Annotated in this window: 24 protein-coding genes and 1 riboswitch; of the genes, 20 read left to right on the top strand and 4 right to left on the bottom strand. The window is 38.8% G+C overall.

Annotated features, from left to right (window positions below; translation table 11 throughout):
• Nucleotides 1-44 precede the first annotated feature (44 nt).
• The 13 genes from BLS24_RS10245 (at nt 45) to BLS24_RS10185 (ending at nt 11,073) form a co-directional block, all read left to right on the top strand.
• A complete protein-coding gene (locus tag BLS24_RS10245; protein WP_176764412.1) occupies nt 45-1,235 on the top strand; it encodes a BMP family lipoprotein in 1,191 nt (396 codons plus the stop codon).
• A 153-nt stretch (nt 1,236-1,388) separates the two neighbouring features.
• Entirely contained in the window at nt 1,389-2,930 is a 1,542-nt protein-coding gene (locus BLS24_RS10240; protein ID WP_091758729.1) for an ABC transporter ATP-binding protein, read from the top strand.
• Nucleotides 2,930-4,072 carry an ABC transporter permease gene (locus tag BLS24_RS10235; protein ID WP_091758727.1) on the top strand — a complete coding sequence of 381 codons (1,143 nt, stop codon included), beginning with the start codon at nt 2,930-2,932 and terminating at the stop codon, nt 4,070-4,072. The genes BLS24_RS10240 and BLS24_RS10235 overlap by 1 nt, the downstream gene beginning before the upstream one ends.
• Nucleotides 4,069-5,013, top strand: coding sequence for an ABC transporter permease (locus BLS24_RS10230; protein ID WP_091758725.1), 945 nt, complete (start codon nt 4,069-4,071; stop codon nt 5,011-5,013). Before BLS24_RS10235 ends, BLS24_RS10230 begins: the two co-directional genes overlap by 4 nt.
• Before the next feature lie 5 nt (nt 5,014-5,018).
• On the top strand, nt 5,019-5,441 hold the full coding sequence (locus tag BLS24_RS10225; protein ID WP_091758723.1) for a cytidine deaminase: 423 nt from the start codon (nt 5,019-5,021) through the stop codon (nt 5,439-5,441).
• Between the two features lie 103 nt (nt 5,442-5,544).
• Entirely contained in the window at nt 5,545-5,895 is a 351-nt protein-coding gene (gene rplS, locus BLS24_RS10220) for a 50S ribosomal protein L19 (RefSeq protein ID WP_071176004.1), read from the top strand.
• A 70-nt stretch (nt 5,896-5,965) separates the two neighbouring features.
• Nucleotides 5,966-6,562 (top strand): signal peptidase I, encoded by a 597-nt coding sequence (gene lepB / locus BLS24_RS10215; protein ID WP_091758721.1) that lies wholly within the window; start codon nt 5,966-5,968, stop codon nt 6,560-6,562.
• Between the two features lie 16 nt (nt 6,563-6,578).
• Complete coding sequence (gene ylqF / locus BLS24_RS10210) at nt 6,579-7,454, top strand: ribosome biogenesis GTPase YlqF (protein WP_091758719.1); 876 nt, start codon at nt 6,579-6,581, stop codon at nt 7,452-7,454.
• Nucleotides 7,455-7,486: 32 nt separating this feature from the next.
• Nucleotides 7,487-8,020: a signal peptidase I gene (gene lepB / locus BLS24_RS10205; protein ID WP_091758717.1), complete on the top strand. Its 534-nt coding sequence runs from the start codon at nt 7,487-7,489 to the stop codon at nt 8,018-8,020.
• Complete coding sequence (locus tag BLS24_RS10200) at nt 8,020-8,781, top strand: ribonuclease HII (RefSeq protein WP_091758715.1); 762 nt, start codon at nt 8,020-8,022, stop codon at nt 8,779-8,781. The genes lepB (BLS24_RS10205) and BLS24_RS10200 overlap by 1 nt, the downstream gene beginning before the upstream one ends.
• Nucleotides 8,778-10,415 (top strand): flagellar hook-length control protein FliK, encoded by a 1,638-nt coding sequence (gene fliK, locus BLS24_RS10195; RefSeq protein ID WP_091758713.1) that lies wholly within the window; start codon nt 8,778-8,780, stop codon nt 10,413-10,415. The genes BLS24_RS10200 and fliK overlap by 4 nt, the downstream gene beginning before the upstream one ends.
• Before the next feature lie 14 nt (nt 10,416-10,429).
• Nucleotides 10,430-10,714 carry an EscU/YscU/HrcU family type III secretion system export apparatus switch protein gene (locus BLS24_RS10190; protein WP_071176010.1) on the top strand — a complete coding sequence of 95 codons (285 nt, stop codon included), beginning with the start codon at nt 10,430-10,432 and terminating at the stop codon, nt 10,712-10,714.
• Complete coding sequence (locus BLS24_RS10185) at nt 10,711-11,073, top strand: YraN family protein (RefSeq protein WP_091758711.1); 363 nt, start codon at nt 10,711-10,713, stop codon at nt 11,071-11,073. Before BLS24_RS10190 ends, BLS24_RS10185 begins: the two co-directional genes overlap by 4 nt.
• Here the strand turns inward: BLS24_RS10185 and BLS24_RS10180 are convergent.
• Together BLS24_RS10180 and BLS24_RS10175 are read right to left on the bottom strand one after the other, a co-directional pair.
• On the bottom strand, nt 11,056-12,783 hold the full coding sequence (locus tag BLS24_RS10180; RefSeq protein ID WP_091758709.1) for a DUF6044 family protein: 1,728 nt from the start codon (nt 12,781-12,783) through the stop codon (nt 11,056-11,058). The genes BLS24_RS10185 and BLS24_RS10180 overlap by 18 nt on opposite strands.
• Before the next feature lie 200 nt (nt 12,784-12,983).
• Nucleotides 12,984-14,636 (bottom strand): ribonuclease J, encoded by a 1,653-nt coding sequence (locus BLS24_RS10175; protein WP_091758707.1) that lies wholly within the window; start codon nt 14,634-14,636, stop codon nt 12,984-12,986.
• 98 nt (nt 14,637-14,734) lie between these two features.
• On the opposite strand from BLS24_RS10175, the gene pgeF reads away from it, so the two are divergent.
• From pgeF to BLS24_RS10160, 3 genes are all read left to right on the top strand, one after another.
• Nucleotides 14,735-15,601: a peptidoglycan editing factor PgeF gene (gene pgeF / locus BLS24_RS10170; RefSeq protein WP_091758705.1), complete on the top strand. Its 867-nt coding sequence runs from the start codon at nt 14,735-14,737 to the stop codon at nt 15,599-15,601.
• Nucleotides 15,602-15,691: 90 nt separating this feature from the next.
• Nucleotides 15,692-16,387 carry a response regulator transcription factor gene (locus BLS24_RS10165; RefSeq protein ID WP_091758703.1) on the top strand — a complete coding sequence of 232 codons (696 nt, stop codon included), beginning with the start codon at nt 15,692-15,694 and terminating at the stop codon, nt 16,385-16,387.
• Entirely contained in the window at nt 16,384-18,846 is a 2,463-nt protein-coding gene (locus BLS24_RS10160) for a HAMP domain-containing sensor histidine kinase (RefSeq protein ID WP_091758701.1), read from the top strand. The genes BLS24_RS10165 and BLS24_RS10160 overlap by 4 nt, the downstream gene beginning before the upstream one ends.
• Nucleotides 18,847-18,898: 52 nt before the next feature.
• On the opposite strand, the gene BLS24_RS10155 is transcribed toward BLS24_RS10160, so the two are convergent.
• Nucleotides 18,899-20,098 (bottom strand): ribose-phosphate pyrophosphokinase, encoded by a 1,200-nt coding sequence (locus tag BLS24_RS10155; protein WP_091758699.1) that lies wholly within the window; start codon nt 20,096-20,098, stop codon nt 18,899-18,901.
• 135 nt (nt 20,099-20,233) lie between these two features.
• On the opposite strand from BLS24_RS10155, the gene BLS24_RS10150 reads away from it, so the two are divergent.
• From BLS24_RS10150 to BLS24_RS10135, 4 genes are read left to right on the top strand one after another with little or no spacing between them, the layout of a single operon-like run.
• Nucleotides 20,234-21,598 carry a DUF512 domain-containing protein gene (locus tag BLS24_RS10150; protein ID WP_091758697.1) on the top strand — a complete coding sequence of 455 codons (1,365 nt, stop codon included), beginning with the start codon at nt 20,234-20,236 and terminating at the stop codon, nt 21,596-21,598.
• Between the two features lie 3 nt (nt 21,599-21,601).
• Complete coding sequence (der, locus tag BLS24_RS10145) at nt 21,602-22,930, top strand: ribosome biogenesis GTPase Der (protein WP_091758695.1); 1,329 nt, start codon at nt 21,602-21,604, stop codon at nt 22,928-22,930.
• Nucleotides 22,931-22,934: 4 nt separating this feature from the next.
• Nucleotides 22,935-23,636, top strand: a complete 702-nt coding sequence (gene plsY, locus BLS24_RS10140; protein ID WP_091758693.1) for a glycerol-3-phosphate 1-O-acyltransferase PlsY — start codon at nt 22,935-22,937, stop codon at nt 23,634-23,636.
• 13 nt (nt 23,637-23,649) lie between these two features.
• Nucleotides 23,650-24,672 carry an NAD(P)H-dependent glycerol-3-phosphate dehydrogenase gene (locus tag BLS24_RS10135; protein ID WP_091758691.1) on the top strand — a complete coding sequence of 341 codons (1,023 nt, stop codon included), beginning with the start codon at nt 23,650-23,652 and terminating at the stop codon, nt 24,670-24,672.
• A 37-nt stretch (nt 24,673-24,709) separates the two neighbouring features.
• Here BLS24_RS10135 and BLS24_RS10130 read toward each other — a convergent pair whose 3' ends face one another.
• Nucleotides 24,710-25,342 carry a folate family ECF transporter S component gene (locus tag BLS24_RS10130; protein ID WP_091758689.1) on the bottom strand — a complete coding sequence of 211 codons (633 nt, stop codon included), beginning with the start codon at nt 25,340-25,342 and terminating at the stop codon, nt 24,710-24,712.
• A 64-nt stretch (nt 25,343-25,406) separates the two neighbouring features.
• Nucleotides 25,407-25,502, bottom strand: a riboswitch (THF riboswitch).
• Nucleotides 25,503-25,755: the final 253 nt, after the last annotated feature.

The following is a 25,755-nucleotide window of genomic DNA, read 5'->3' as shown; positions in this document are numbered from 1 at the left end:
TTTATTATAAAAAATTTTCATCAATCAAAAAATGGAGGACGATTATGAAAAAGAAAATCCTTGCAGTACTTATGGCTGCAACAATGGTAGCTTCTCTTGTAGCATGTGGTTCAACAGAAGCACCTGCAACAGAGACACCTGCAACAGAAGAGCCTGCAACAGAAGAAGCAGCTCCTGAAGCAGACAACACAGAGGCAACATCTGACATTAAGATCGCTATGATCACAGATTCTGGTGACATTACAGATATGTCATTCAACCAGACAACTTACGAGGCTTCAGATGCTTTCGCTAAGGCAAATGGTCTTGATTTTCAGTACTACAAGCCAACAGAGGACTCTGATGAGGCTCGTACAGCTGCTTTCAACAATGCTGTAGCTGATGGTTATAACGTAATTGTTGTTCCTGGATATCTTTTTGCTGGAATGATCGCATCAGTAGCTGATTCTAACCCAGAAGTAAAGATCATTGCTCTTGACGTTTCACAGGGCGACTTCGAAGGTGCTGGTGTTACAGAGCTTCCTGCTAACGTTTGCTCATTCACATACCAGGAAGAGCTTGCTGGTTACATGGCTGGATATGCTGTAGTTAAGGAAGGTTACAAGAAGCTTGGTTTCCTTGGCGGTATGGCAGTTCCTGCTGTTGTTCGTTATGGTTATGGTTTCGTTCAGGGTGCAGATGCTGCAGCTTCAGAGCTTGGCATTTCTTCTGACGTAGAAGTTAACTATGTATACGGCGGACAGTTCTTCGGTGACGAAGCTATCACAGCTACAATGGATACATGGTATTCTAACGGAACAGAAATCGTATTTGCTTGCGGTGGCGGTATCTTCACATCAGCTGGTGAGGCTGCTAAGAAGGTAGACGGTAAGCTTGTTGGTGTTGACGTTGATCAGTCTGGCACAATTGATGGACTTTATGGCGAAGGTGTATGCGTAACATCAGCTATGAAGGGTCTTGCTGCTACAGTTAATGCAACACTTACAGATGTAGTTGCTGGTAACTGGGATGCACACTCAGGAAAGATTGAGAACCTTGGTATCGTTTCAGGTGATGATCCAACAGTTAACTATGTTCAGCTTCCAACAGAGACATGGTCAATGAAGAACTTCACAGTTGACGATTACAAGGCTCTTGTTAAGTCAATGGCTGATGGTACTGTAACAGTAGATAGCAATATCGATGCTATGCCTACAACATCTATCAAGGTTACAACATTTGATAACATTCACTAATTAAATATTTCTAATTTATGTTGTTCTTCAAAAGGGAAGGGAACTTTATTCCTTCCCTTTTTTCAAGAACATAATAATTTCTATTACAGATCAGTAGTGGAAATTATTATGGTTTTGCCATGAAAAAAATTTGTTAGGAAGGTGTTTTTAATTATGGATGATTATGTAATTGAGATGTTGCATATCACTAAAGAGTTTCCTGGCATAATTGCAAATGATGATATCACTTTGCAGTTAAAGAAAGGTGAGATTCATGCACTTCTTGGAGAAAACGGTGCAGGAAAATCGACTCTTATGAGTGTTCTCTTTGGACTTTACACACCAGAGAAGGGCGTGATCAAGAAAGATGGTAAAGAGGTTACCATCAAAAATCCTAATGATGCTACTGACCTTGGTATAGGTATGGTGCATCAGCATTTTATGTTGGTAGATATTTTCTCAGTTCTTGATAATATTATTCTTGGAGCTGAACCTAGTAAATTTGGCTTTTTGACAAAAAAAGATGCAAGAAAAAAGGTTCTTGCTCTTTCTGAGAAATATAATCTTAAGGTTGATCCTGATGCTCTTATTGAGGATATTACTGTTGGTATGCAGCAACGTGTTGAAATCCTTAAGATGTTATACAGAGACAATGATATCCTTATTTTTGATGAACCAACTGCGGTACTCACACCTCAGGAGATTGATGAGCTCATGAAGATCATGAAGAATCTTGCTGCAGAAGGTAAGTCAATTCTTTTCATCACTCATAAGCTTAATGAGATCATGGAAGTTGCAGATCGTTGTACTATCCTTAGAAGAGGTAAGTATATTGGTACTGTTAATGTTGCAGATACTACCAAGGAAGAGCTGTCTTCTATGATGGTTGGACGTGATGTTAAATTTGCGGTTGATAAGGAAGTGGCTAAACCTGGTAAGGAAATACTCAGAGTAGAGAATGTTTGCGTTAAGAGTAAGATCCATCAGAATGATTCAGTTCACAATGTTTCCTTTAATGTTCGAGAGGGCGAGATCGTTTGTATCGCCGGTATTGATGGAAATGGTCAGACTGAGTTTATTGGAGCGCTTACAGGTCTTGATGATATTTCAAGTGGTACTATCAAATTTATGGGTGATGATATCACACATAAGTCTATCAGATACAAGAATACACATGGTATGAGCCATGTTCCTGAAGATAGGCATAAGCATGGTCTTGTTCTTGACTATACCCTTGAAGAGAACATGATCCTTCAGAGATACTTTGAACCTCAGTTTTCTAACCATGGCTTCATCAAGAAAAATGAGATGAGGGAGTATTCAGATAGGCTATCAGAAGAGTTTGATGTAAGATCTGGTCGTGGGGCTCAGACAATCGTTAGATCCATGTCTGGCGGTAATCAGCAGAAAGCTATTATTGCAAGAGAAATGGACAGAAATCATAAGCTTTTGGTAGCTGTACAGCCAACACGAGGACTTGATGTTGGTGCTATTGAATATATTCACAAAGAAATTGTTAAGCAGCGCGATGAGGGATGTGCTATCTTGTTGGTTTCACTTGAGCTTGAAGAGGTTATGAACCTTTCTGACAGAATTCTGGTAATGCATGATGGTGAGATCGTTGGTGAAGTTGATCCTAAGACAACAACACTTCAGGAACTTGGACTTTATATGTCCGGAGCTAAACATGATGAGAGAAAGGAGGTATTTAGGTAATGAAAGAGAAGTCTAGTTTCTTTAAGAAACCTGCAATTCAGACTATATTTGCATCAATCCTATGTGCCGTCCTTGGTATTATTTTAGGTTATATTATTCTTCTTTGTATGAATCCAGCTCATGCAACAGAAGGAATGGTGGCAATCCTTAAGAACTTCTTTAAGTTCAGTGCTAAACCTCAGCAGCTTAAGTATTATCTTGGATCAACCCTTGTTAAGGCTGTTCCTGTTATCCTTTGCTCAGAAGCTATCCTTTTTGCATATAAGGCAGGCCTTTTCAATATAGGTGCAGCAGGACAGTATACAGTAGGTATTCTTGCAAGCCTTTATACTTCACTAGCTCTTGGCTGGAACTGGTTTTTCTGTCTACTTGCAGCAGTGGTTGCAGGAGCTTTGTGGGGAGCTATTTGCGGTTTGTTCAAGGCATTTTGTAATGTTAACGAAGTTATTGCCGGTATCATGCTTAACTGGATATCACTTTATATCTGTAATATCATTCTTGGAAACGAGACTTGTATGAATACAACCAAGTCTGAGACATATGATATAGCAGCCAAGAACCCATCAGGAATTCTTCCTGGATTTTTGCAGGAACTTTTTGGTAAGAACCAGTATATGACTATTGCCGTTCCTATTACAGTAATTATTGCTATCATTATTTTGCTTGTTCTAAATAAGACAACTTTTGGTTATGAGCTCAAAGCTACCGGACATAACAAGGATGCAGCCAAGTATGCAGGTATGAACGCCAAGAGAAATATTGTACTTACACTTCTTATTTCAGGCGCTATTTCAGGTCTTGCAGCTGCTCTTTATTATCTTACAAGTATTGAGCATTACAAGATTGCTTCATCTGTTCCAGGAATGGGCTTTTCAGGAATTGCTGTTGCTTTCCTTGGAGGTCTTCATCCTATTGGAGCGATCGTTGCTGGCCTTTTTGTTGAGTATATTACACTTGGTGGTCAGTACCTTAATACAAATTATTTCAATCCACAGGTTGCTGATCTGATGATCGCTATCATCATTTACCTCTGCGGATTTGTGCTTTTCTTTAAATCTATTATCAATAAGCCTAAAAAGGTACAAAAGTCTAATGCTGAGGCTGATAAGAATGCATCAGCAAAGAAGGAGGTGCAGAGATGATACTACTGATCCAATACACACTCATCTTCTCAGCAGTACTTATCCTTGTTGCTTTGGGCGGAATGTTTTCAGAGCGAAGCGGTATTATCAATCTTGGACTTGAAGGAATAATGGTATTTGGAGCAATGGCTGGAGCTATGGTAATGGTTCTTTTGCCGGAGTCAGCTTCTAAATTTACATTAGTGTTTCTTACACTTTTAGCAGCCGCTCTTGCAGGAATGATCTCTTCACTGCTCATTGGTGTTGCATGTATCTATTTCAAGGCAGATCAGACACTTATTGGTACAGCTGTAAACATGCTTGCTACAGCTGCTGCTACAGTTATTGTTAAGGCATTTAACACTAACCGTTCAAAGGGATCAGATTTTTCTGCTAAGCTTGATTATGTTAGAGGACACGATGCATTTATGTTTAACATCGGACCTTTACAGCTTAGCTGGTTTATAGTAATTGCTGCAGTTCTTCTTGTAGCTGCCATTATCTTTTTCTACAAAACGAAATTTGCACTTAGACTTCGTGCTTGCGGTGAGCATCCTCAGGCTGCTGATTCTGTAGGTATCAATGTTTATGTTATGAGATATTCAGGAGTGCTTTTATCAGGATTTCTTGCTGGCCTTGGCGGTATTATATATATTGCAGCTGCCAACTCTACATGGCACTTTGATTATGGTGTTGCAGGCGCAGGTTTCCTTGCTCTTGCTGTTATGATCTTTGGTCAGTGGAAGCCTGAGAGAATTGCATGGTCTGCTGTACTATTTGCAGTGTTTAGATCACTGTCAAATGTATATATGGGAATTGATTTCCTTCAGGCACTTAAGATTCCAGGAACTGTTTATAATATGTTCCCTTATATTGTTTCTCTTATCGTACTTGCATTTACATCACAGAAATCAAGAGCACCTAAGGCAGAGGGTATTCCATACGATAAGGGTTCTAGGTGATTTTTATGAATGAGAATGAAATAAAGAGTTTAGTACGCAGAGCGCTTGATATGAGAATTTTCTCATACACACCATATTCCCGCTTTAATGTGGGAGCAGCGCTTCTTGCTAAAAATGGTGAAGTATATACAGGTTGCAACATAGAAAATGCCTCATATACACCTACTAACTGCGCTGAGAGAACAGCATTTTTCAAGGCTGTAAGCGAAGGAGTTAAAGAATTTAAGGCTATTGCTATTGTTGGTGGTGAAGATGGTGCCACAGAACTTGATTATTGCCCACCTTGCGGTGTCTGCAGACAGGTTATGAGCGAGTTTTGTGATGACGAGTTTATCATCATTCTTGCAAAGTCAGAGGATGAGTACAAAACCTATACTTTACCTGAAATACTTCCAGAAAGATTCGGGCCTAAAGATCTTTTAGGTTGACTTTTGACATAATATTGTGTTATATTATACTGCGTTGTATAAATCAGACGGTCCTCTGTTGCAATAGGTGCATTAAGAACGTCCATAGAATAGGAGAAAAGATATGAGTACAATTATCGAAGAGCTCGAGAAAGAGCAGTTGAACGCAAACGCACCTGAGTTCAACACAGGTGACACAGTAAGAGTTCACGCTAAGATCAAGGAAGGAAACCGTGAAAGAGTACAGATTTTCGAAGGAACTGTTAAGAAGATCCAGGGTGGTAGCAACCGTACAACATTCACAGTTAGAAAAGAGTCTTACGGCGTTGGCGTTGAGAAGACTTGGCCACTTCACTCACCTATCGTTGAGAAGGTTGAGGTTGTTAGAAGAGGTAAGGTTAGAAGAGCTAAGCTTAACTACCTTAAGGGTCTCACAGGTAAGAAGGCTAAGGTTAAGGAACTTGTTACCAGATAATTTGTGTTTTAAAAGGGCAGTTACTTTTTAGTAATTGCCTTTTTTCATATAAAAGTATGAGGTGTGGGGTATGTTTAGAAGGAAAAGAAACAGATATTCTTTCTATCAAAAAAAGAAGACTATAACACCTAAGATCATCAGAGAGGTGTTGTCTTGGCTTTCAGTAACTGTAATTGCAGTTGCACTAGCTTTTGTCTTTGTCAGTGTATTTGGCATGCAGGTCAGCAATATAGGAGATTCTATGACTCCTACTTTTTCTAATGGCCAGATTCTCTTAGTAAATAGACTTTCATACAAGATCCTTAGACCATCTAAGGGTGATATCATAGTTTTTTTACCAAATGGAAATACTAATTCTCATTACTATGTTAAGAGAGTTGTTGCAGTCTCCGGTGATAAGGTTCAGATCATCGATGGTAAACTTTATGTAAACGGAGAAATCGCTGAGGAAGATAACAAATTATATGATAAAATGGAAGATGCAGGTATAGCTGCTAATGAGATCAAGCTTAAGAGCGGAGAATATTTCGTTCTTGGTGATAACAGAAATAGCAGTGAGGACTCGCGAAGTGCCAACATTGGTGTTGTTACAGGCAAGATGATTGTTGGAAAGGTTTGGTTCAAATTTAAAGCGGCTGATGTAGGCGGCGGATTTGTTCTCAAATGATCGGAAAGGTAGTTAGATGAATTTACAGTGGTATCCTGGTCACATGACTAAGGCAATCAGAATGATGCAGGAGAATATCAAGCTTATCGATATCATTATCGAGATTACTGATGCCAGAATTCCAGCATCGGGTAGGAATCCTGATATTGATGAACTTGGCAAGAACAAGTTCAGGCTCATCATTTTGAACAAGGCTGATCTTGCAGATCCAGCTATTACTAAAAGATGGAAAGAATATTATCAGAAACAGGGCTATTTTGTAATGGAGATGAATTCCAAGACTGGCAATGAAGCCGGTAAGGTCAAGGAGCTCATTCAAAGTGCCTGTGCTGAAAAGATAGAAAAGGATAAAAAAAGAGGTATTGTAGGAAGACCTATAAGAGCTATGGTTGCAGGTATTCCTAACGTTGGTAAGTCTACATTTATCAATAAGCTTGCTGGTAAGGCTTCTGCCAAGACAGGTAATAAGCCTGGTGTTACTAAGGGCAAGCAGTGGATCTCCCTTGGCAAGAACCTTCAGCTTCTTGATACTCCAGGTATCTTGTGGCCAAAGTTTGAGGACCAGACAGTTGGACTTCATCTTGCATTTATCGGTTCTATGAACGACGAGAACATCGATACTGATGAGCTTGCCTGTGAACTTATCAAGATATTAAAACAGTACTATCCTAATGCTATTTCTGAGAAGTATAATATTACTGATGAGCAGATAGATGAGCTTATGGAGGATCAGTATCAGACTCCAGCAAGCGCTGTTTTGTCAGCTATTGCTATCAATAGAAAATGCTTTAAACAGGGGGCTACTCCTGATATTTCAAGAGCTTCTGCGCTACTTCTTGATGACTTTAGAAATGGAAGACTTGGCAGATTGTCTCTTGAAAGACCAGATTAATAAGTGTATCAAACACGGAAACGGCGGAATGTATGAAAAAGGTCTTAAAGGAAATTCTTAGTACAGTAGCGTATATTGTGGTTATCTTTTGCCTTACATATCTTTTTATTACATTTGTAATGCAGAGAACTGAGGTTAGCGGAACTTCAATGGAGCCTACTCTTCAAAATGGGGATTCACTTCTTATTGAGAAGGTATCCTATAGATTTAGTGGACCCAAGCGCTTTGAGATAATCGTATTTCCTTACAAATATGGGGATCAGCAGTACTTTATCAAAAGAGTCATCGGTCTTCCTGGGGAAACAGTAAGGATCGATTACGCTGGTAATATCTATATCAATGGCGAGATACTTGAAGAGGACTATGGCGCTGAGATCATGAGAGACCCAGGTAGAGCAGAGACAGAGGTTGTACTTGGTGATGATGAGTATTTTGTTCTTGGAGATAATAGAAATAACAGTATGGACAGCAGAGATATCTCTGTTGGAAGTATCAAGAAAAAAGATATAATGGGACATGCGCTTGTTAGAATCTATCCTTTCGATAAGATGGGAGGATTGGATTGATGAAGTCTATGTCTGATATCAAGTCACTTCTTTCAGGACTTGGTACTATCGATGAATATTCCTTATTTATTGATGAGTTTTCTTCTGATGAGAGAGCTGGAGTTCAGAAGATGGTTGCTACTGCCAACAAGAAGGTAGAAGCCATTCAAAAAGAGCTTTTGCGTCTCGAAGAAATGAAAAAATATGAAAAGGAATATGCTTCTTTAGGCTATCTGTGTGGTATTGATGAAGTTGGTAGAGGCCCTCTTGCAGGTCCTGTGTATGCAGCCGCAGTTATTTTGCCTCCTGATTCCAACATTCTTTATATTAACGATTCCAAGAAATTATCCGAAAAAAAGAGAGAAGAGCTTTATGACATCATCATGGATGAGGCTATTGCTGTAGGTATTGGATGCAATTCTCCTAAGAGAATTGATGAGATCAATATCCTGCAGGCTACCTATGAAGCTATGACTATGGCTGTTAATAGCCTTAAGGTTAAGCCAAATGCTCTTTTGATCGATGCTGTACATATTCCTCAGCTTGAAGAGTACAAGCAGATCTCAATTATCAAAGGTGATGCCAAGAGCATGTCTATTGCTGCAGCTAGTATCATTGCTAAGGTTACAAGGGACAGGCTCATGAAGGAGTATGCACAAAAGTATCCTGAATATGGATTTGATTCAAATAAGGGATACGGAAGTGCAGATCATATTCAAGCTCTCAAGAAGTACGGACCTTGTGAATTACATCGCAGATCATTTATAGGTAACTTTGTATGAGTAATATACAGAGCGTATCACAATCAAATAATACTATCCTTGTGAATGGCAGAGAGCTTAGCCAGGTAGGAGCTGATAAACAGCCTCTTGAGCTAAGGAATGGTTCTACCATTCAGGGTAAGGTATTGTCTATAGAAGATGCAGAAGGCGAGAAGATAGTTAATATCAGTGTTGGCGATAATGTATTGTCAGCGAGGCTTTCTGAGGGCATGGGCCTAAGAGAAGGTCAGATGCTTAATTTTGTTGTAAGATCTCTTTCATCTAACAATGTTTCTATTACTCCATTGTATGAGAATACATCTATTGATCAGAGCACAGAGAAGGCTCTAAATGCCGCTGGGCTCGAGATTACTCGCGACAATGTCCAGATGGTGAAGACTATGATGGAGCATTCGCTTCCAATCGACAAGAATTCACTTCAGGATATGAGTAAGGCTCTTTCTACATTTCCAAACACTTCAATCGATACTCTTGTAGAGATGAAGGCCCTTAATATTCCAATTACTGATAACAATATAAAAGGTTACGAGAGCTATAGAAACTACGAGCATCAGGTTATAAATGAGATGCAGAGTATCATAGATGAACTTCCAAATGCCTATGAAACCCTGACTAATAGCGGCAATTCTGATGCTGCTATGAAGCTATATGGCGAAGTACTTAAGCTCTTTGGAAATGAAGAGAATGCTGAAGCTGTGGTTTCTGAAAATTTACAGGCAAAAGAGCTCCCAGGTGAAGCTATATTAAATGAAGCTGGTGAAATGGGCGAATCAGAAGCTTTAAAGCAGGATGCGTCAGCTGTAAAAGCTCAAAATACCGCAACATTTGCAGATACTTTAAAAGAGCTTGGCATAAAAGAAGAGACCATAAATAAATTTGTATATGATGTTAAGAGTGGACAAGGCTCTTTGCCAGCAAAAGAGCTACTTGGAGAGCTTGCTAAAGCCTTTAACGAGGCAGACCTTACTAATACAACAGAAGCTACTGCCTGGAAAAAGCTCTTTTCCTCAAACGAATACAATAAACTCCTTAAGGATAACATATCGAATCAGTGGATGCTAAAGCCTGATGAAGTAGAAAATAAGGAGAACATCCAGAATCTGTATCAAAGGCTTGGTAAACAGATAAATAACCTTGCTGAGACCATAAACAATACAATGGGAGCTGAGTCCAAGCTTGGACAGGCTGCCAATAATCTTCAGAACAACTTAGATTTCATGAATCAGCTAAATCAGATGTTCCAATATGTTCAGCTTCCGCTTCAGATGACTGGGCAGAACGCTCACGGAGATCTGTATGTTTATAGAAACAAGAATAAGCGCATGAGTGAAGATGGCTCAGTTAGTGCCATGCTTCACCTTGATATGGAGAATCTTGGACCAGTTGATGTTTATGTTAAGATGCTGGATAAGAAGGTTTCTACTCATTTTTATGTGGCGGATGACTCTGTTCTTGACCTTATAAACGACAACATTCATATTCTTAATGAAAGGCTTGAAAAGCGTGGATATTCTATGCAGGTCACAATGAAGCTTCATACAGATGAAGATGGCAAGGACATGGCAGTTGATGAGATGCTGGATGTTAGTAAGATGCCTATCATCTCCACAGCTTCTTTTGATGCAAGGGCATAGTTTGAGGACTATAAATGGAAAATAAGAAAAATAAGACTGCGGTGGCACTTGGATATGATCCAAATGAAGATGGCGCGCCTAAGGTAATTGCTTCTGGTAAAGGCGCTCTTGCTGAAAAAATCATTGAAAAGGCCAAAGAAAATAAAATACCTGTCCATGAGGATGACAAGCTGGCAGATACTTTGTCGAGACTTGAGATTGGCGAGATGATCCCGCCTGAGCTCTACGAAGTAGTTGCTGAGATCCTTGTATTTGTGGATGCTATGGACAAGATCAAAGCAAAGGATAAGACTAGGTGAACAATAGGAAAGTTGGCTCCTGGTATGAAAGACTAGCCAGGGAATATGTTAAGAAAAATGGTGGTAGAATAGTTGCTACTAACTATAGGCTCCGAAACGGAGAGATTGATATTATAGCTTATGATGATAGCTATTTGTGTTTCATAGAAGTTAAGTACCGAAAAGATAAAAAATATGGCGGCCCTGAGGCCGCCGTAAATCTGTCTAAACAAAAGAAAATCTGTAAAACATCTTTATTTTATCTATATAGTCAAGGCCTTTCTGAAGACATTCCCATTAGATATGATGTAATATGCGTTTCTGGAGAACAGGAATCTGTAAGCGTATACTGGCACAAGAACTCATTTGACTTCATATAACCAAATGCTGTATGGAGAGTTTTTATCAGTATATTTGCTAAGTAGCTTAAGACCAAGTTCTTCATTGTTTGAAAGGTCAATTCTAGAGAAAATGTATTTTCCATTCAGATTTTTAAAGGCGTTTACATCAATTAAAAGTCTTTTATCACTAACCATCTTGGTTCTTACTGGAGACCAGATTGAATCGACTGTTCCAGAGAAGATATAAGCTCTAGCTCCCCATTCGTCGTAGTAGGCTCTTGCTGCTTCATTTTCGTTAAGAGCAGGTGCAATGATCTTTCTAAATTCTTCTTTGTAATCCTGATAGTAATAACTAAGGCATCCGTCTAAGGTAGATATACCGTTGTATGACAGCACTGATGGATGGAAGCCATAGGCAACAGAGTACTCACCTTCATAGCCGATATCTTTTTTTATCTTGGTAAAAAGATCTGTTGAATAAAACTCGCCATAGGACAGAGTTTCTGACTTTTTATTCTTTGCTATCTGCCATGTATTTACGTAGACTGTGTTATAAAAATCATTGTATAGAGACTGATTTCCAATAACAGACAATAGTACCAGTAGGACTAAGAGTATAGCGAATTTCTTTTTGTATTCACATAGGCGTTTTGCAATGAACACGATCTCTAAATACCAGAGAAATGGGTTAAAGAATAGGGTTCTATTAAACTGCCATCCCTTAAGTGGCTTAAATATCATTTCAAATAATTCCCTTACGATCTGACAATAGTACAGACCGTAGATCACGCAATTAAAGATGATGAAGTACATAACAAGGTTTATTGGATCTGTAAGGAGCTTTTTAATGTCTTTTTCCTTGATATGTATGAAATTTATGATGATCACTGAGACTAGGACGATTGGCATTACCACAAATCGATGGAGATCTTCGCAGTGGAACATATTTTTAACAAATACATCTACTATGGTCAAAAGAATCTTAGATAAACTATAATTATCCACCACCATAGTATCCCTTATTGTCTTTTGATCGCCTGCAAATATCAGCAGGAATAATCGATATTCTATGAGAATATAGCTGACCGATAAAAGTGCCATACTGATGATAAGTGAAAAGCTAACTTTTTTGTCTTTTAATGATCTATAGATAAAGTAGATCAGTATATATCCGATAATGAAGGGACCAAAGAAAGTAAAATATGATAAAACAGGGTAAAAGAATAAGAGAACGTAGTATCTTATTCCTTCATTGTTTGCAATCTTTCTGAGCAAGTAGATCAGTAGCGGAATTGAAGCAAAAGCAAATGAAAATGCTGGATATAGAGGAAGGAGACCGTAGATAAAGCTTCCAAGTACTATAAGCCACTCGTATTTTTCATATTTGTTTTCTAAAACATCCTTGCCAAGGAGTATTCCTGAGATCAGAGCAATCATGATCTTAAGGAAATAGCAAGTTATATATGCAGTAAAATTAGGTAGAACTGCATATATAAGTGAATACAGATAGAATTCAGATAATAAAAAGTTTCTGTCTATTCCTCCAAGTAGTGGTAAGGTCTTTGCGTGAGAAAAAAATGCATTATTAAGACGCATTATTTGATAGTCGGCAATATGTATATCTAGATTGTCATGCACACCTATATAGGTGTGCTTAGGCCCAGCAATCAAAAAGGTTGCAAGTTCTACTAAAGTTATAATTATTACAATTCCCCAGTACCATGTGATCTTAAAACTTCTTTTTTTCATTTTTACTCCATAAAAAAAGCAGCAAAATACAAAAAACAAAGACATATCACTATGTCTTGATCTTCGTATTTTGCTGCTTCACACAATTCTTTTCACAATATTGAGTTTCTGATCATCCAAATGAAATCAGACAAGCTCTTTATCTTAAAAGCATTAACCCCTTATAAGGCGTGTTAAGATGCAAATTCAACTGCCATCAATTATAGCACAATTTCAGTAATTGTAACAACGATTAAAGGCTTTCTCATTATTTTTTTCCAAATATAGTCTTCGATAGAGGATTTGATGTTCTTTGATAGCCTATCATCGCGAACTCCCTGAGAAATCGATTTGCTGATCTCAGTTCTAACAAGGTCTTGCAGTTCATCGATGAGTCCAAAATCATTTTCATTGTTTATAAAGCCTTTAGTTACGATCGATGGCTTGGCTGCAAGTCTTCCAGATTTATGGTCAAAGCAAAGCTGAGTAATCACTATGCCAGAGTCTGAAAGTATTTTTCTTTCTTTTAGGATGAGTCCACCTATATCACCAATTCCAAGTCCATCTATAAGTATTTCATCAACCTTTATATGGTCAGTTACTTTACAGGAGTTTTCGCTTATTTCAAGTACGTCGCCATTTTTGATAAGATATGTATTTTCGTGAGGAACTCCGATGCTTTCAGCTATCTTGGCAGACGCTTTTCTGTATCTATACTGACCGTGAGCTGGGATCACAAATTTTGGATTTAGGAGAGTATAGATAAGCTTAAGCTCTTCAGAACAGGCGTGACCTGTTGCATGGATCTCCTGGAAGATAATATTTGCACCTTGTTCTTCGAGCTTGTTCATGGTCTGTTCGAAACTCTTTTCACTTCCCATTACAGGAATGGAGCTAAACAAAATGGTGTCATCCTTTTTGATCTTGATATGCTCATGGGTTCCATCTGCAATCTGGGCAAGGCAAGTGATAGGTTCGCCATGATTTCCAGTTGTGATATAAACTAGTGAGTTATCAGGATATTTTGACGCATCCTCAATGTTTATTATGGTATCTTTTGGAAGAACTATGTAACCAAGCGTTTCTGCGGCATTAAATATGTCCAGCATGGCTTTTCCTTGTAATATTACTTTTTTGCCATATTTATTTGCAATCTCGATGATCTGCTGAACTCTGTCCATGTTTGATGCAAAAGTTGCGATGATCATGCGATTATTTTTGTAGGCATTAAATATATGGTCGATTGAGTTACTAACTGCTGTTTCAGAAGGAGAGTAGCCTTCGATCATGGCATTGGTACTATCTGCCATTACAGCAAGGACACCCTTTGAGCCTATGGCTGCAAGGCGCTTAAGATTTATGGCATCACCATTTATAGGTGTCAGGTCCATCTTAAAATCTCCAGTGTGAATGATGGTTCCTACAGGAGTATTGATGGAAAGAGACACTGCATCTGGAATACTATGGTTTGTCTTGATGAATTCAATCTTGAAGTCACCTAGAACAATGGAGGCACCCTGTTTTATTACTTTAGTCCTGGCCTTCTTTATGCTTAGTGCTTTTAATTTATTTTCTACAAGAAGTATAGTAAGAGGTGTTCCATATATTGGGACATTTAGATCAGAAATAACATAAGGAATAGCTCCAATGTGGTCTTCATGTCCATGAGTTACAATAAGACCCTTTAGTTTGTCTTTATTTTGCATAATATAAGATATGTCAGGAATTGACGTATCAATTCCAGGCATATTATTAGGTGGAAAGCTGGTTCCACAATCTATGATGATCATTGAGTCCTGATATTCAAGGAGAGTCATGTTCATACCTATCTTATCAAAACCACCTAATGGTATTATCTTTACACTTTTTTCCATATTGCCTCCAAAGCCTTTGCCACTGCTATATGGTAGAGTTTATCAAATTATGTTAAAGTGTGTAAATATAAGAATATATTGTTGAGGATGATTTTCACATGAGTTTGAATATAAAAAGAACTGGTGCTCCTTTGACCATGGAACTTAGAGATAATAATGAACTTAAATACCTTGTTTTTCCAAGACTTGAAGAGCTTGGAATTGTAGACCATCTCTTTAGTACAAGGCTTGGGGGTGTTTCAACTGGGTACTTCTCAGAGTGTAACTTAAGCTACACAAGAGGTGATGACAAGGAACACGTGGATGAAAACTACAGGAGAGTAGCTAATGCACTGGGGCATGGCAGAACACTTGATGACTTTGTTCTGACATTTCAGACTCATACTACTAATATCAAGGTTGTAACTAAGGAGGATAGAGGAAAGGGACCAGCAAGGGCTCGCGACTATACTGATATAGACGGCCTTATTACAAATGTACCAGGTATCATACTTGGAACCTTTCACGCTGATTGCCCGCCTATATACATAGTAGATCCAGTTCATAAGGCCATCGGAATGGTACATTCTGGTTGGAAGGGCACCAAAGGTAAGATTGGAGCCATTGCTATTAAAAAGATGCATGAAGAGTATGGAACTGAAGCAAAAGATTGTATCTGTGCTATTGGCCCTTCAATCTGCGGCGATTGCTATGAGATTGGCGATGACGTAGCAAAAGAGTTTTCTGAAAGCTTTACAGATGCTGAGCTTTCATATGAACATATTTTGATTCCATATCCAAATGGCAAGTACAGGCTCTTTTTATGGAATGCTATTAAACTGACACTTAGGCAAGCAGGCGTCTTAGATGAAAACATCTTAGTTACAGATATCTGTACAAAATGTAATCCTGACCTATTATTTTCACACAGGGTTCACCATGAAGAGCGCGGAAATCTCTGCGCATTTTTGTCACTAAAGAAATAAATTGTAATTCTTAAGAAATCTTAAGAAATTTCGTAGGTAAATCTTAAGATTTTAATGGTTTAATTGATTATAGGAATATGTGAGGTTGATATGGAAAATATTTTAGTTTGCGATGATGATAAAGAAATAGTTGATGCTATTGAGATCTATCTTCAGCAGGAAGGGTACAGAGTTTATAAGGCTTATGACGGCGAGCAGGGTCTTGAAATCTTAAAGACAGCCAGCATACAGCTTGCTATCGTAGACGTTATGATGCCTGTACTTGATGGTATCCATCTTGTAATGGAGCTTAGGAAATTTAGCACAGTTCCAGTTATCTTTTTATCTGCTAAGTCAGAAGACTCTGACAAGATCCTTGGGCTTAATATCGGGGCAGATGACTACATTACCAAGCCTTTTAATCCGCTTGAGCTTGTAGCCAGGGTTAAGTCTAATCTTCGCAGATACATGAAACTTGGAAGCAGAGAGAGTCAGGAAAATGTCTATTCAACTGGCGGACTTGTTGTGGATGAGAACTCCAAAGAGGTTACAGTTTATGGAGAGAGCATCAGACTTACTCCTATTGAATACAGTATTTTGGCTTTCCTTGTAAAAAATAAGGGAAAGGTATATTCCATCAACCAGATCTATGAGCAGATCTGGAGAGATTCAGCGGTTTGTGCTGACAATACCATCGCAGTCCATATCAGACATATCAGAGAAAAAATTGAAATTAATCCTAAGGATCCAAAGTACCTTAAGGTGGTTTGGGGAGTTGGGTACAAGATTGAGGACGAAGTTATATGACAAAGTATTTAAAACACCCTAAATTACTAAGCTTTATTCAGCATCTTATGGTAGCTTTTATTGCCTTTACTTACTTTTATGTATTTGCTGGATCAAGCATCATTATCTCAGGTGTTAGAGGAGATTATTCTTATAATCTTTATGAGTCTGACAGAACTAAGAGCTATGAAGACTCATATCTTTTTAACAATATTCTTGGAAATAATATCTCAGATGTATTAAAGCTTGTGGCAGAGCGAAGCCAGCTTGAAACTCAAGGAGAGTATGATGGCAAAAAGAAGATCGATGTCACTGCCTACGTAAATAGGGGAACTACACTTCCTGGAGATTATATTACTGCCACTTTTTATCTTTCTGATCTTCTTAAATGGGGACAGAGCGGATTTGAGTATGAGACAAGGGATTTTAGTGATGAAGAAAGCGCCAAGTTCCTTAGTAAGTCAACTACTTACACTCATCTTAAGAACAATATCGTATCTGGCGGCATGAACTCTTATCTTAGTTCACAACTAGAAGATAATAGCATGACCTTTACAATTACAAGCAGCACTCAGCCTGAAGGTGGCAAGCACAATATCCTTGTTTCTAGGTATGAGACAGTTGATGGCAAGAAAATTGAGGACCTTGTATCTAACTGGGAGGAGTACAACTTGCTTTGCTCCTACGTAGAAGAGGCAGCACTTACACTTACTAACAATTTTGAGGATTACGGCAAGCTTATTTCATATTATAGTTACCAGAACAGTAACCTTAGATATTTTGTATCAAGGACCATAAATGGTAAGACAGAGACTTATACTAATGTTGATGAGCTCTCTAAAGAGACAACTGGAATCGACATTAAGGGAATGTTCGAGGGTTATGGCAAATATATCTATTATTGCCCATACGACCTACAGTATGAGTCCAATACTCTTATAAAGGAGAGCGTGGTTCGTTCGCTGGTAAAGAGCTACAAATATGCCTTTCCTGATCAGTTAAAGATCTATATAGCAGTTGATACCAATGACTATCCTTGTATAGATGGCTTTACTCAGGGTAAGATCAGCTTTTCAAAATATATGCCATACAGAACGCAGCTTTATATCCTTAGTTTTGTTGCAGCTGTCGTATATCTTTTAATCCTGGTTCTGAGATTAAAGGCACAGAATCTTGGAGCAGAGGAGGAAAATAAAAAGCCTTTGTATACAGGTGCAATCATTGGAGTAGGCTTAGGTATAATACTGATTCCATTTGTAGCATTTGTGATTGCAAGCCTTATTATGGATATCAGCTATGGCAAGCTTCTTCAGATAGCACATTTTCCTGTGTATGCCGCTGCCGGAGCCTTTGTATTTGACATTGGCCTTTTGTACCTTGTCTACGGACTTGTCAAGAAGTATAAGGAAAAGAGCCTGTGGAAGGATTCATTTACAAGACAGGTGATCATAAAGGCTAAAAAGCTTATTCTTTCAACAACTGATAATGCCAACGTTATTATCAGAACCTGGATTCCTTATGTGGGATTTGTGGTACTTAATTTACTTCTTTTCAAGATCGGACTTGCTGGAATAGTGTTGGCAGCTATATTAGATGCTTTGGTGGGAGTATATCTCTATAGGCAGAACCTTGATAGAGACAAGATCATACATGTGATCGAGAATATCCAAAATGGTGACGTCAAAGCCAAGGTTAAGATTGATAACCTCCATGCAGATAATATCTCTCTTGCAGAAGCTGTTAATACCATTGGTGAAGGTATAGACAGAGCGGTTGATACCAGCATGAAGGATGAAAAGCTAAAGGCTGACCTTATTACTAACGTATCCCACGATATCAAGACACCTCTTACATCTATCATCAACTATGTTGACCTCATTAAGAGAGAGGATATCGACAATGTAAGAGTTAGAGAGTATGTGGCTGTTCTTGAGTCCAAGTCACAGAAGCTCAAGCAGCTTACAGAAGACCTTGTTGAAGCTTCTAAGATAAGTTCAGGTAATATAAGCATTCAACTTGAAAGAATCGATTTTGTAGAGCTTGTTAATCAGACAATTGGAGAGTTCTTTGAAAAGCTAGAAGCTAGTAAACTTACTCCAGTATTTAAGTCAGAACGACCATCTATCATTATTATGGCAGATGCAAGGCACCTTTGGAGAGTTGTTGAGAATCTTATCAATAACGTTTGCAAGTACGCACTTCCTGGCACAAGAGTTTACATGGATATGCGTATCAAGGAAGAAAATGACAAGAAATACGTTGTATTTTCAATCAAGAATATCTCAGCTAATGAGCTTAACGTAGATGAAGGAGAGCTTACAGAGAGATTTATAAGAGGAGATGAGTCCAGAACTACAGAAGGTAGCGGACTTGGTCTTTCAATTGCCAAGAATCTTACAACATCTCAGGGTGGTAAGTTTGATATCAAGCTTGATGGAGATCTTTTCAAGGCAATGCTTACCTTTGAAGTAATAGAATGATAAAGGCAATAAAAAACGAGGCTGTAAAAGCCTCGTTTTATTTTGCAAAAGATTATTCAAATAACTCTTCAGGAGTCTTGCAGCCTGAGTTGTACTTACCAACGATCTCGTGGATCTTGTCTGTTGGCATGTTGACTGTAGACATTGAAGCATCGTGATTGAGGAAATCAATGATAGTTGCAAGGAATTTACCCATATCAGCGATGAATACATATTCTTTTGAAGTAATCTCTTCGTTCATGTATGTGAGGTTAGTAGTGATGACTGCGTCGAAGTAGCCATTCTTGTAGCCTTCATCAAACTTACTCATACCATTTGTGAAAAGACCAAAGGTTGTGCATATGAATACTCGCTTAGCGCCCATATTCTTGAGCTGTTTGGCTGTATCTATCATACTTGATCCTGATGAGATCATATCATCGATTACGATAACGTCACGACCTGAAATATCAGAACCAAGGAATTCGTGAGCAACAATAGGGTTAGAACCGTTAACTACGTGTGCGTAGTCACGTCTTTTGTAGAACATACCAGTGTCAGCACCGATTACGTTGGCAAAGTATACGGCTCTGTCCAAAGCACCTTCATCCGGGCTGATAACAGTAAGGTGATCCTTGTCTACGATAAGGTCATCAATGTGAGATAAAAGAGCCTTCATAAACTGATATGATGCAAGGAAATTATCAAATCCGCCAAGTGGCTTAGCGTTTGAAATTCTTGGATCATGAGCATCAAAAGTGATGAAGTTTGAAATACCCATGTCATGAAGTTCCTTGAACATCTGAGCTGCATCAAGAGATTCCATTCCATTTCTCTTATGCTGACGGCCTTCATAAAGGAAAGGCATGATAACATTTATTCTTTTGGCTTTACCTGTGATAGCACCAATGACTCTCTTAAGATCCTGATAATGATCGTCAGGAGATTTGTGATTGATATAGTTGTACATCTTGTATGTAATGCTGTAGTTACATACATCAGTGAGAATATAAACATCGCTTCCGCGAACACTCTCGTTGATGGTACATTTAGCTTCGCCACTTCCGAATCTGTCGAGGCTGTAAGCTGTCTGATAAGTATTTTTTACATATCCATGAAAAGCGGGATCATTCTCTGGCATTTTATATAAGTCGTGTCTGAACTCTGAAATATAGCGGTCTACGCTATCACCAAGTTCCCTTGCTGACTCCATAACAATAAGACTAAGTGGGGCAACTGGAATAGTACCTTCCAGCTTGTGAAAATCTGGCATAATAATCCCTTCCTTTTTGTGATTTATAAAAGAACATAATTCTACATTTATTGTTTTACCATCATGAATGCTGACACGTCAATAAAAAAAATGTATAATATTGTGGCGAAGTATTTAAAGTTAAAGGAAATTTTTATGCCAAAAGAAAAAGGTCATCTTATCGGAAGAATAGATGAGAATAGTATTGCTGAAGAATTAAATATCGAACCAGGAGACAGACTTCTTAAGATAAACGATCAGGAGATCACAGATATCTTTGACTACCAGTATCTTGTTCAGGATGAACATCTTGATGTGCTGATCCTCAAAGAAAATGGCGAAGAGTGGCTACTTGATATAGACAAGGATTATTACGAAGATCTTGGTATTGAATTTGAAAATGGACTTATGGACAACTACAGACGTTGTTCCAATAATTGTATCTTTTGCTTCATAGACCAGATGCCAAAGGGTATGAGAGATACTCTTTATTTTAAAGATGATGATTCAAGACTTTCATTTTTGCAGGGTAATTACGTAACACTTACTAACATGTCTGATGCAGATATAGACAGGATCCTTAAGTATCACTTATCGCCTATCAATGTATCTTTTCAGACTACCAATCCAGAGCTTCGTTGCAAGATGCTTGGTAACAGATTTGCAGGTGAAGCACTCAAGAAAGTGGACAGACTCTGCGCACCAGGTTCTGGTATAGAGCTTAATGGCCAGATTGTTCTGTGTAAGGGAGTTAACGACGGAGCAGAGCTTGAGAGATCTATTAGGGATATGTCCAAGTACATTCCTAATCTTCAGAGCGTATCTGTAGTTCCGGTTGGTCTTTCCAAGTATAGAGACGGTCTTTATCCTCTTGAACCATTTAATGCTGAGGATGCTGCTGAGGTTATTGATCTTATCGAGAGCTGGCAGCGCAAGATATACGACGAGCATGGCATCCACTTTATTCACGCCAGTGACGAGTGGTACTTCCTTGCTGGAAGGGATTTTCCAGAGGCAGAGAGGTATGACGGATATATCCAGCTTGAAAACGGCGTAGGAATGGTCAGACTTTTGATGGATGAGTTTGATGAAGCTCTTGAGATCGCTGTTTCTGAGCACGCTGATCACCTTGCAGGACTTAACAGAGAGATTTCCCTTGCTACAGGTAGACTCGTGTATCCTTGCATAAAAGAGCTGGTTGAAAAAGCTATGAAAGTTTCAACTGGACTTAAGGTACATGTTTATGAGATAATAAATGAGTTTTTTGGCGAGAGGATCACAGTTTCCGGGCTTTTAACTGGTCAGGACATTATTAAACAGCTTAAGGGCAGGGAACTTGGCAGCACTTTGTATCTTCCAGAGAATCTCTTAAGAAGTGGCGAGGATTATCTCTTAGATGATGTTCGCATTGGAGATATAGAGAAGGCTCTTGATACTAATGTAGGAATATCCAAGTGTGATGGACACAATCTTGTATCCCTCCTTTTAGATATTCCAGAAGATGAATTATATAAAGGATAAGAAATGAGTAGAAAAAATATTGTTGCAGTAGTAGGAAGGCCAAACGTTGGTAAATCTACTTTGTTTAATGCTCTTGCTGGTAGCAGGATCGCTATTGTTCAGGATACACCTGGCGTAACAAGAGATAGGATCTATCAGGACGTTGAATGGCTTAATCATAACTTTACACTTATTGATACAGGTGGTATCGAGCCTGATTCAAAGGATGTTATCTTGTCTCAGATGAGAGAACAGGCTCAGATCGCTATTGATACAGCTGATGTCATCATCTTTATGGTTGATGTCAAGCAGGGACTTACTGATTCTGATTCAAAGGTAGCTGATATGCTCCGTAAATCAGGTAAGCCGATCGTACTTTGTGTCAATAAGGTTGATAACTACAATAGAGATAGCCTTGATGTTTATGAATTCTATAACCTTGGAATTGGCGAGCCATTCCCTATTTCAGCTATCAACAAGCAGGGAATCGGTGATCTTTTAGAAGAGGTTGTAAGCCACTTTGTAAAGGATTCGATAGGCGACACTGAGGATGACACTACCAAGATCGCTATCATTGGTAAGCCAAACGTTGGTAAGTCATCTATCATCAATAAGCTTATTGGCGAGAACAGACTTATCGTTTCTGATATTGCAGGTACTACACGTGATGCCATCGACACAGAAGTTAAGTACAATGGCAAGAAATACACCTTCATTGATACAGCTGGTCTTCGTAGAAAGAACAAGATCAAGGATGAGCTTGAGCATTACATGATCGTTAGAACTGTAGGCGCTGTAGAAAGAGCTGATATAGCAATCCTTGTTATCAATGCAGAAGAAGGCGTAACAGAGCAGGATGCCAAGATTGCAGGTATAGCACACGAAAGTGGTAAAGCTGTTATCATTGCTGTTAATAAGTGGGATCTTATTGAAAAAGACAATCACTCAGTAAAAGAGTTCACCAAGGATATCAGAAACACACTTGCCTTCATGAACTATGCCGAGATCATCTTTATTTCAGCTGAGACAGGTCAGAGACTTGTAAAGCTCTATGACATGATCGATATGGTCAGCGAGAACCATGCACTTAGAGTTGCAACAGGTGTACTTAATGAGATCATGACACAGGCAGTTGTTATGCAGCAGCCACCTAGTGATAAGGGCAAGATCCTTAAGCTTTATTACATCACTCAGGCTTCAGTTAAGCCTCCGACATTTGTAATATTTGTTAATGACAAGAAGCTTATGCACTTTAGTTACACTAGATATATTGAGAACCAGATAAGAGAGGCCTTTGGATTTAAGGGCACACCACTTAGATTCATTATCAGGGAGAGAAAAGAGGATAAATAAAGACATGAACAGCTTAAGTTTGTTTGGGGTTAGATTATTTTGCCTTGTTGTTGGATATGCATTTGGTATGTTCCAGACAGCAGTTTTGTATGGAAGACTTAAAGGAGTAGATATCCGCAAGGTTGGAAGTGGTAACGCAGGTACTACAAATACTTTGAGAGTACTTGGAACTAAGGCTGGTTTCATAGTTCTTTTTGGAGATATGATCAAGTGCATCTTTGCTATATTCCTTACAGGATTTGTATTTAAGCAGATGTTTGGAAGTGAAGTATATACTAGCTACAATTACTTCCTTAAGATCTACACAGCTGCTGGATGCGTACTTGGACATGATTTCCCATTCTTCCTTAAGTTTAAGGGTGGCAAAGGGATAGCAGTTACATCAGGCTATATCATTGCAACAGGAACTCCTTTCGTTGTAGTTGGTCTTCTTGCTTTCCTTATTCCATTTAATATTACACATTATGTATCACTTGGAAGCCTTTGCCTTTATACATGCTTTTTTATCCAGCTTATTGTTGAAGGTCAGACAGGAATCTGCAAGATGGCTATCGATGCTATGCCTCAGGGCATTAGAATCGAGATGTATATAGTAGCATTCCTTATGACTGTTCTTGCTTTTTATCAGCATAGAACCAATATCCAGAAGCTTTTATCTGGAAATGAGAGAAAAACATATTTGTTTAAAAAGAACAAGATTGACTAAATGAGGGAAAATTGTGAGTAAAAACATCGGAATAATTGGTGCAGGAAGCTGGGGTATAGCCCTTGCATACCTACTTACCAATAATGGACACAAGGTTACTATCTGGTCCAGAAGTGATTCTACAGTAGAAAAACTTAAAAGTTATCACGGCAATGAAGATAAGCTCCCTGAAGTTAAGCTTCCAGAGGATGTTATCTACACCTCCAAGATTCAGGAAGCTGTCGAAGACAAGGACATCATCGTTCTTGTTATTCCTTCTGCCCATATGAGAGAGACAGTTAAGCTTATTGCTCCATATATCAATCCTACTAAGGAAAGTAAGCAGATCATCGTCAACTGTTCAAAGGGTATCGAGGAAGACACTATGATGCTCATGTCTGACGTCATCCTTGATGAGATTCCAGGATGTAATGTATGCGTACTTTCAGGACCTTCTCATGCTGAGGAGGTAGGACGCAAAATGCCAACATCTATAGTTGTTGGTGCTTTTGACAAAGATATTGCTAGATACGTACAGAACGTATTTATGAATAATGTATTTAGAGTCTATACAAGTCCTGATATGCTGGGAATTGAGATAGGCGCAGCCCTCAAGAATGTAATTGCTCTTGCTGCTGGTATAGCTGATGGTCTTGGATGTGGAGATAACGCCAAGGCAGCTCTTATTACAAGAGGAATCGCCGAAATGTCCAGACTTGGAATGGCTATGGGCGGCAAACTTGAGACCTTTAGCGGACTTTCAGGAATAGGTGATCTTATTGTTACCTGCGCTTCTATGCATTCTAGAAACAGAAGAGCAGGAATCCTTATTGGACAGGGCAAATCCTATCAGGAAGCCATGGACGAAGTTAAGATGGTTGTAGAAGGCGTATATAGTGCCAAAGCTGCACTTAAACTTGCTGATAAATACGAAGTTGAGATGCCTATAGTGGCAGAAGTAAATGAGATACTCTTTAAAGGTAAGAAACCAGAAGATGCTCTTAGCGATCTGATGGAAAGAGATAAGAGAACAGAAAACAGCTCCCTCGATTGGTGAGGAAGCTGTTTTTTTCTTTGCTATATTCCTGTAATTATTAGTTTTCCTTTGGCTTGCATACTACATTGCCATGTGGCTTTCTGCTTGATTCAAACTCTGGTCTTATGATCTTGTTGATGATAGGTAAGAGGATGAGCATGATGGCTACGTCACATGGAAGCTTACCAGCATTTGTAAGTACTCTTGGAAGCATGATAGCTTTAAAGGCATTTCCTGTTGTGAGCATGATGAAATAGGTGTTCATCCCAAGGTTACAGATGATCTTAACAAGAAGCTCTGCAACAAAGATATTCCAGATCTTAATAGGCCTTTTGTAAAGGAAGAATCCGTAAATAAGACCACTTACCATTGGTACTAAAGTGAACAAGAAGTTAAACTGTCCATCAGGGTGAACCATGAACTTTACTATATCCATGGCGCCGCCAAAGATCATACCGATCCATGGTCCAAAGAGGAAAGCGACTATCTGGTTTGGAATACTTGAAAAACCAATCCTTAAGAAGTCGCCGATCTTGATAGTTGCAACTGAGCTAAGGACAACAGCAATTGCTCCCATGACTCCGCAAAATACCATAACTCTGGTATCAGTAAGCTGATTCATGTTTTTTGGACTTAATCTTTCTTTACTTAGTAATTTGGAGTTTGTGCTAGATTCTAGAAATTCATTCATAATAATACCTCCTTTGCAGTTATTCCTTTACCACATCGGAGGACAAAAGATATTCAATCGATGTAGCAGCGGGATGCGAGACGTAAACCGCGGATAATCCTTCGTCCTAATGACAACTCCCTGTTCAAAAGGCACTTAACGCTTATGTCTCTACTCTGCGTTTGATTTTTATTTTCTAGCATCATAATACTTTAGTATAATTTTTTTTTCAATAGCTTTTTTGTAGTTACCATTCACAGTTTGGGGATAGCCGCTGGCTGGTTCACTGGGGCCGCGCCATGCCTCTGCCTAGTTCAGCTAAGTGGGGCCGCCAGCCTGAAGTTTATTTTTGTTCATCCTTTGGATTTTTATGTTCATGGCATTATATTTCTTACTTTAAATTCTTTGAAACAAACTCGTCTTTGAGGCACATT

It is taken from the genome of Butyrivibrio sp. INlla18 (assembly GCF_900103635.1).
GTDB lineage: Bacteria > Bacillota > Clostridia > Lachnospirales > Lachnospiraceae > Butyrivibrio.
The sequence above is the reverse complement of the archived record's forward strand: the minus strand, read 5'-3'. Positions and strand labels throughout refer to the sequence as shown.

Excerpts from the sequence above, each read along its gene's own strand:
- plsY (WP_091758693.1), top strand. The coding sequence starts at position 22,935 with ATGAACAGCTTAAGTTTGTTTGGGGTTAGATTATTTTGCCTTGTTGTT.
- BLS24_RS10160 (WP_091758701.1), top strand. The coding sequence starts at position 16,384 with ATGACAAAGTATTTAAAACACCCTAAATTACTAAGCTTTATTCAGCAT.
- BLS24_RS10190 (WP_071176010.1), top strand. The coding sequence starts at position 10,430 with ATGGAAAATAAGAAAAATAAGACTGCGGTGGCACTTGGATATGATCCA.
- BLS24_RS10235 (WP_091758727.1), top strand. The coding sequence starts at position 2,930 with ATGAAAGAGAAGTCTAGTTTCTTTAAGAAACCTGCAATTCAGACTATA.
- BLS24_RS10180 (WP_091758709.1), bottom strand. The coding sequence starts at position 12,783 with ATGAAAAAAAGAAGTTTTAAGATCACATGGTACTGGGGAATTGTAATA.
- BLS24_RS10175 (WP_091758707.1), bottom strand. The coding sequence starts at position 14,636 with ATGGAAAAAAGTGTAAAGATAATACCATTAGGTGGTTTTGATAAGATA.
- BLS24_RS10240 (WP_091758729.1), top strand. The coding sequence starts at position 1,389 with ATGGATGATTATGTAATTGAGATGTTGCATATCACTAAAGAGTTTCCT.
- lepB (WP_091758717.1), top strand. The coding sequence starts at position 7,487 with ATGAAAAAGGTCTTAAAGGAAATTCTTAGTACAGTAGCGTATATTGTG.
- lepB (WP_091758721.1), top strand. The coding sequence starts at position 5,966 with ATGTTTAGAAGGAAAAGAAACAGATATTCTTTCTATCAAAAAAAGAAG.
- fliK (WP_091758713.1), top strand. The coding sequence starts at position 8,778 with ATGAGTAATATACAGAGCGTATCACAATCAAATAATACTATCCTTGTG.
- ylqF (WP_091758719.1), top strand. The coding sequence starts at position 6,579 with ATGAATTTACAGTGGTATCCTGGTCACATGACTAAGGCAATCAGAATG.
- rplS (WP_071176004.1), top strand. The coding sequence starts at position 5,545 with ATGAGTACAATTATCGAAGAGCTCGAGAAAGAGCAGTTGAACGCAAAC.
- BLS24_RS10245 (WP_176764412.1), top strand. The coding sequence starts at position 45 with ATGAAAAAGAAAATCCTTGCAGTACTTATGGCTGCAACAATGGTAGCT.
- BLS24_RS10130 (WP_091758689.1), bottom strand. The coding sequence starts at position 25,342 with ATGAATGAATTTCTAGAATCTAGCACAAACTCCAAATTACTAAGTAAA.
- BLS24_RS10200 (WP_091758715.1), top strand. The coding sequence starts at position 8,020 with ATGAAGTCTATGTCTGATATCAAGTCACTTCTTTCAGGACTTGGTACT.
- BLS24_RS10150 (WP_091758697.1), top strand. The coding sequence starts at position 20,234 with ATGCCAAAAGAAAAAGGTCATCTTATCGGAAGAATAGATGAGAATAGT.
- BLS24_RS10155 (WP_091758699.1), bottom strand. The coding sequence starts at position 20,098 with ATGCCAGATTTTCACAAGCTGGAAGGTACTATTCCAGTTGCCCCACTT.
- BLS24_RS10230 (WP_091758725.1), top strand. The coding sequence starts at position 4,069 with ATGATACTACTGATCCAATACACACTCATCTTCTCAGCAGTACTTATC.
- BLS24_RS10165 (WP_091758703.1), top strand. The coding sequence starts at position 15,692 with ATGGAAAATATTTTAGTTTGCGATGATGATAAAGAAATAGTTGATGCT.
- der (WP_091758695.1), top strand. The coding sequence starts at position 21,602 with ATGAGTAGAAAAAATATTGTTGCAGTAGTAGGAAGGCCAAACGTTGGT.
- pgeF (WP_091758705.1), top strand. The coding sequence starts at position 14,735 with ATGAGTTTGAATATAAAAAGAACTGGTGCTCCTTTGACCATGGAACTT.
- BLS24_RS10225 (WP_091758723.1), top strand. The coding sequence starts at position 5,019 with ATGAATGAGAATGAAATAAAGAGTTTAGTACGCAGAGCGCTTGATATG.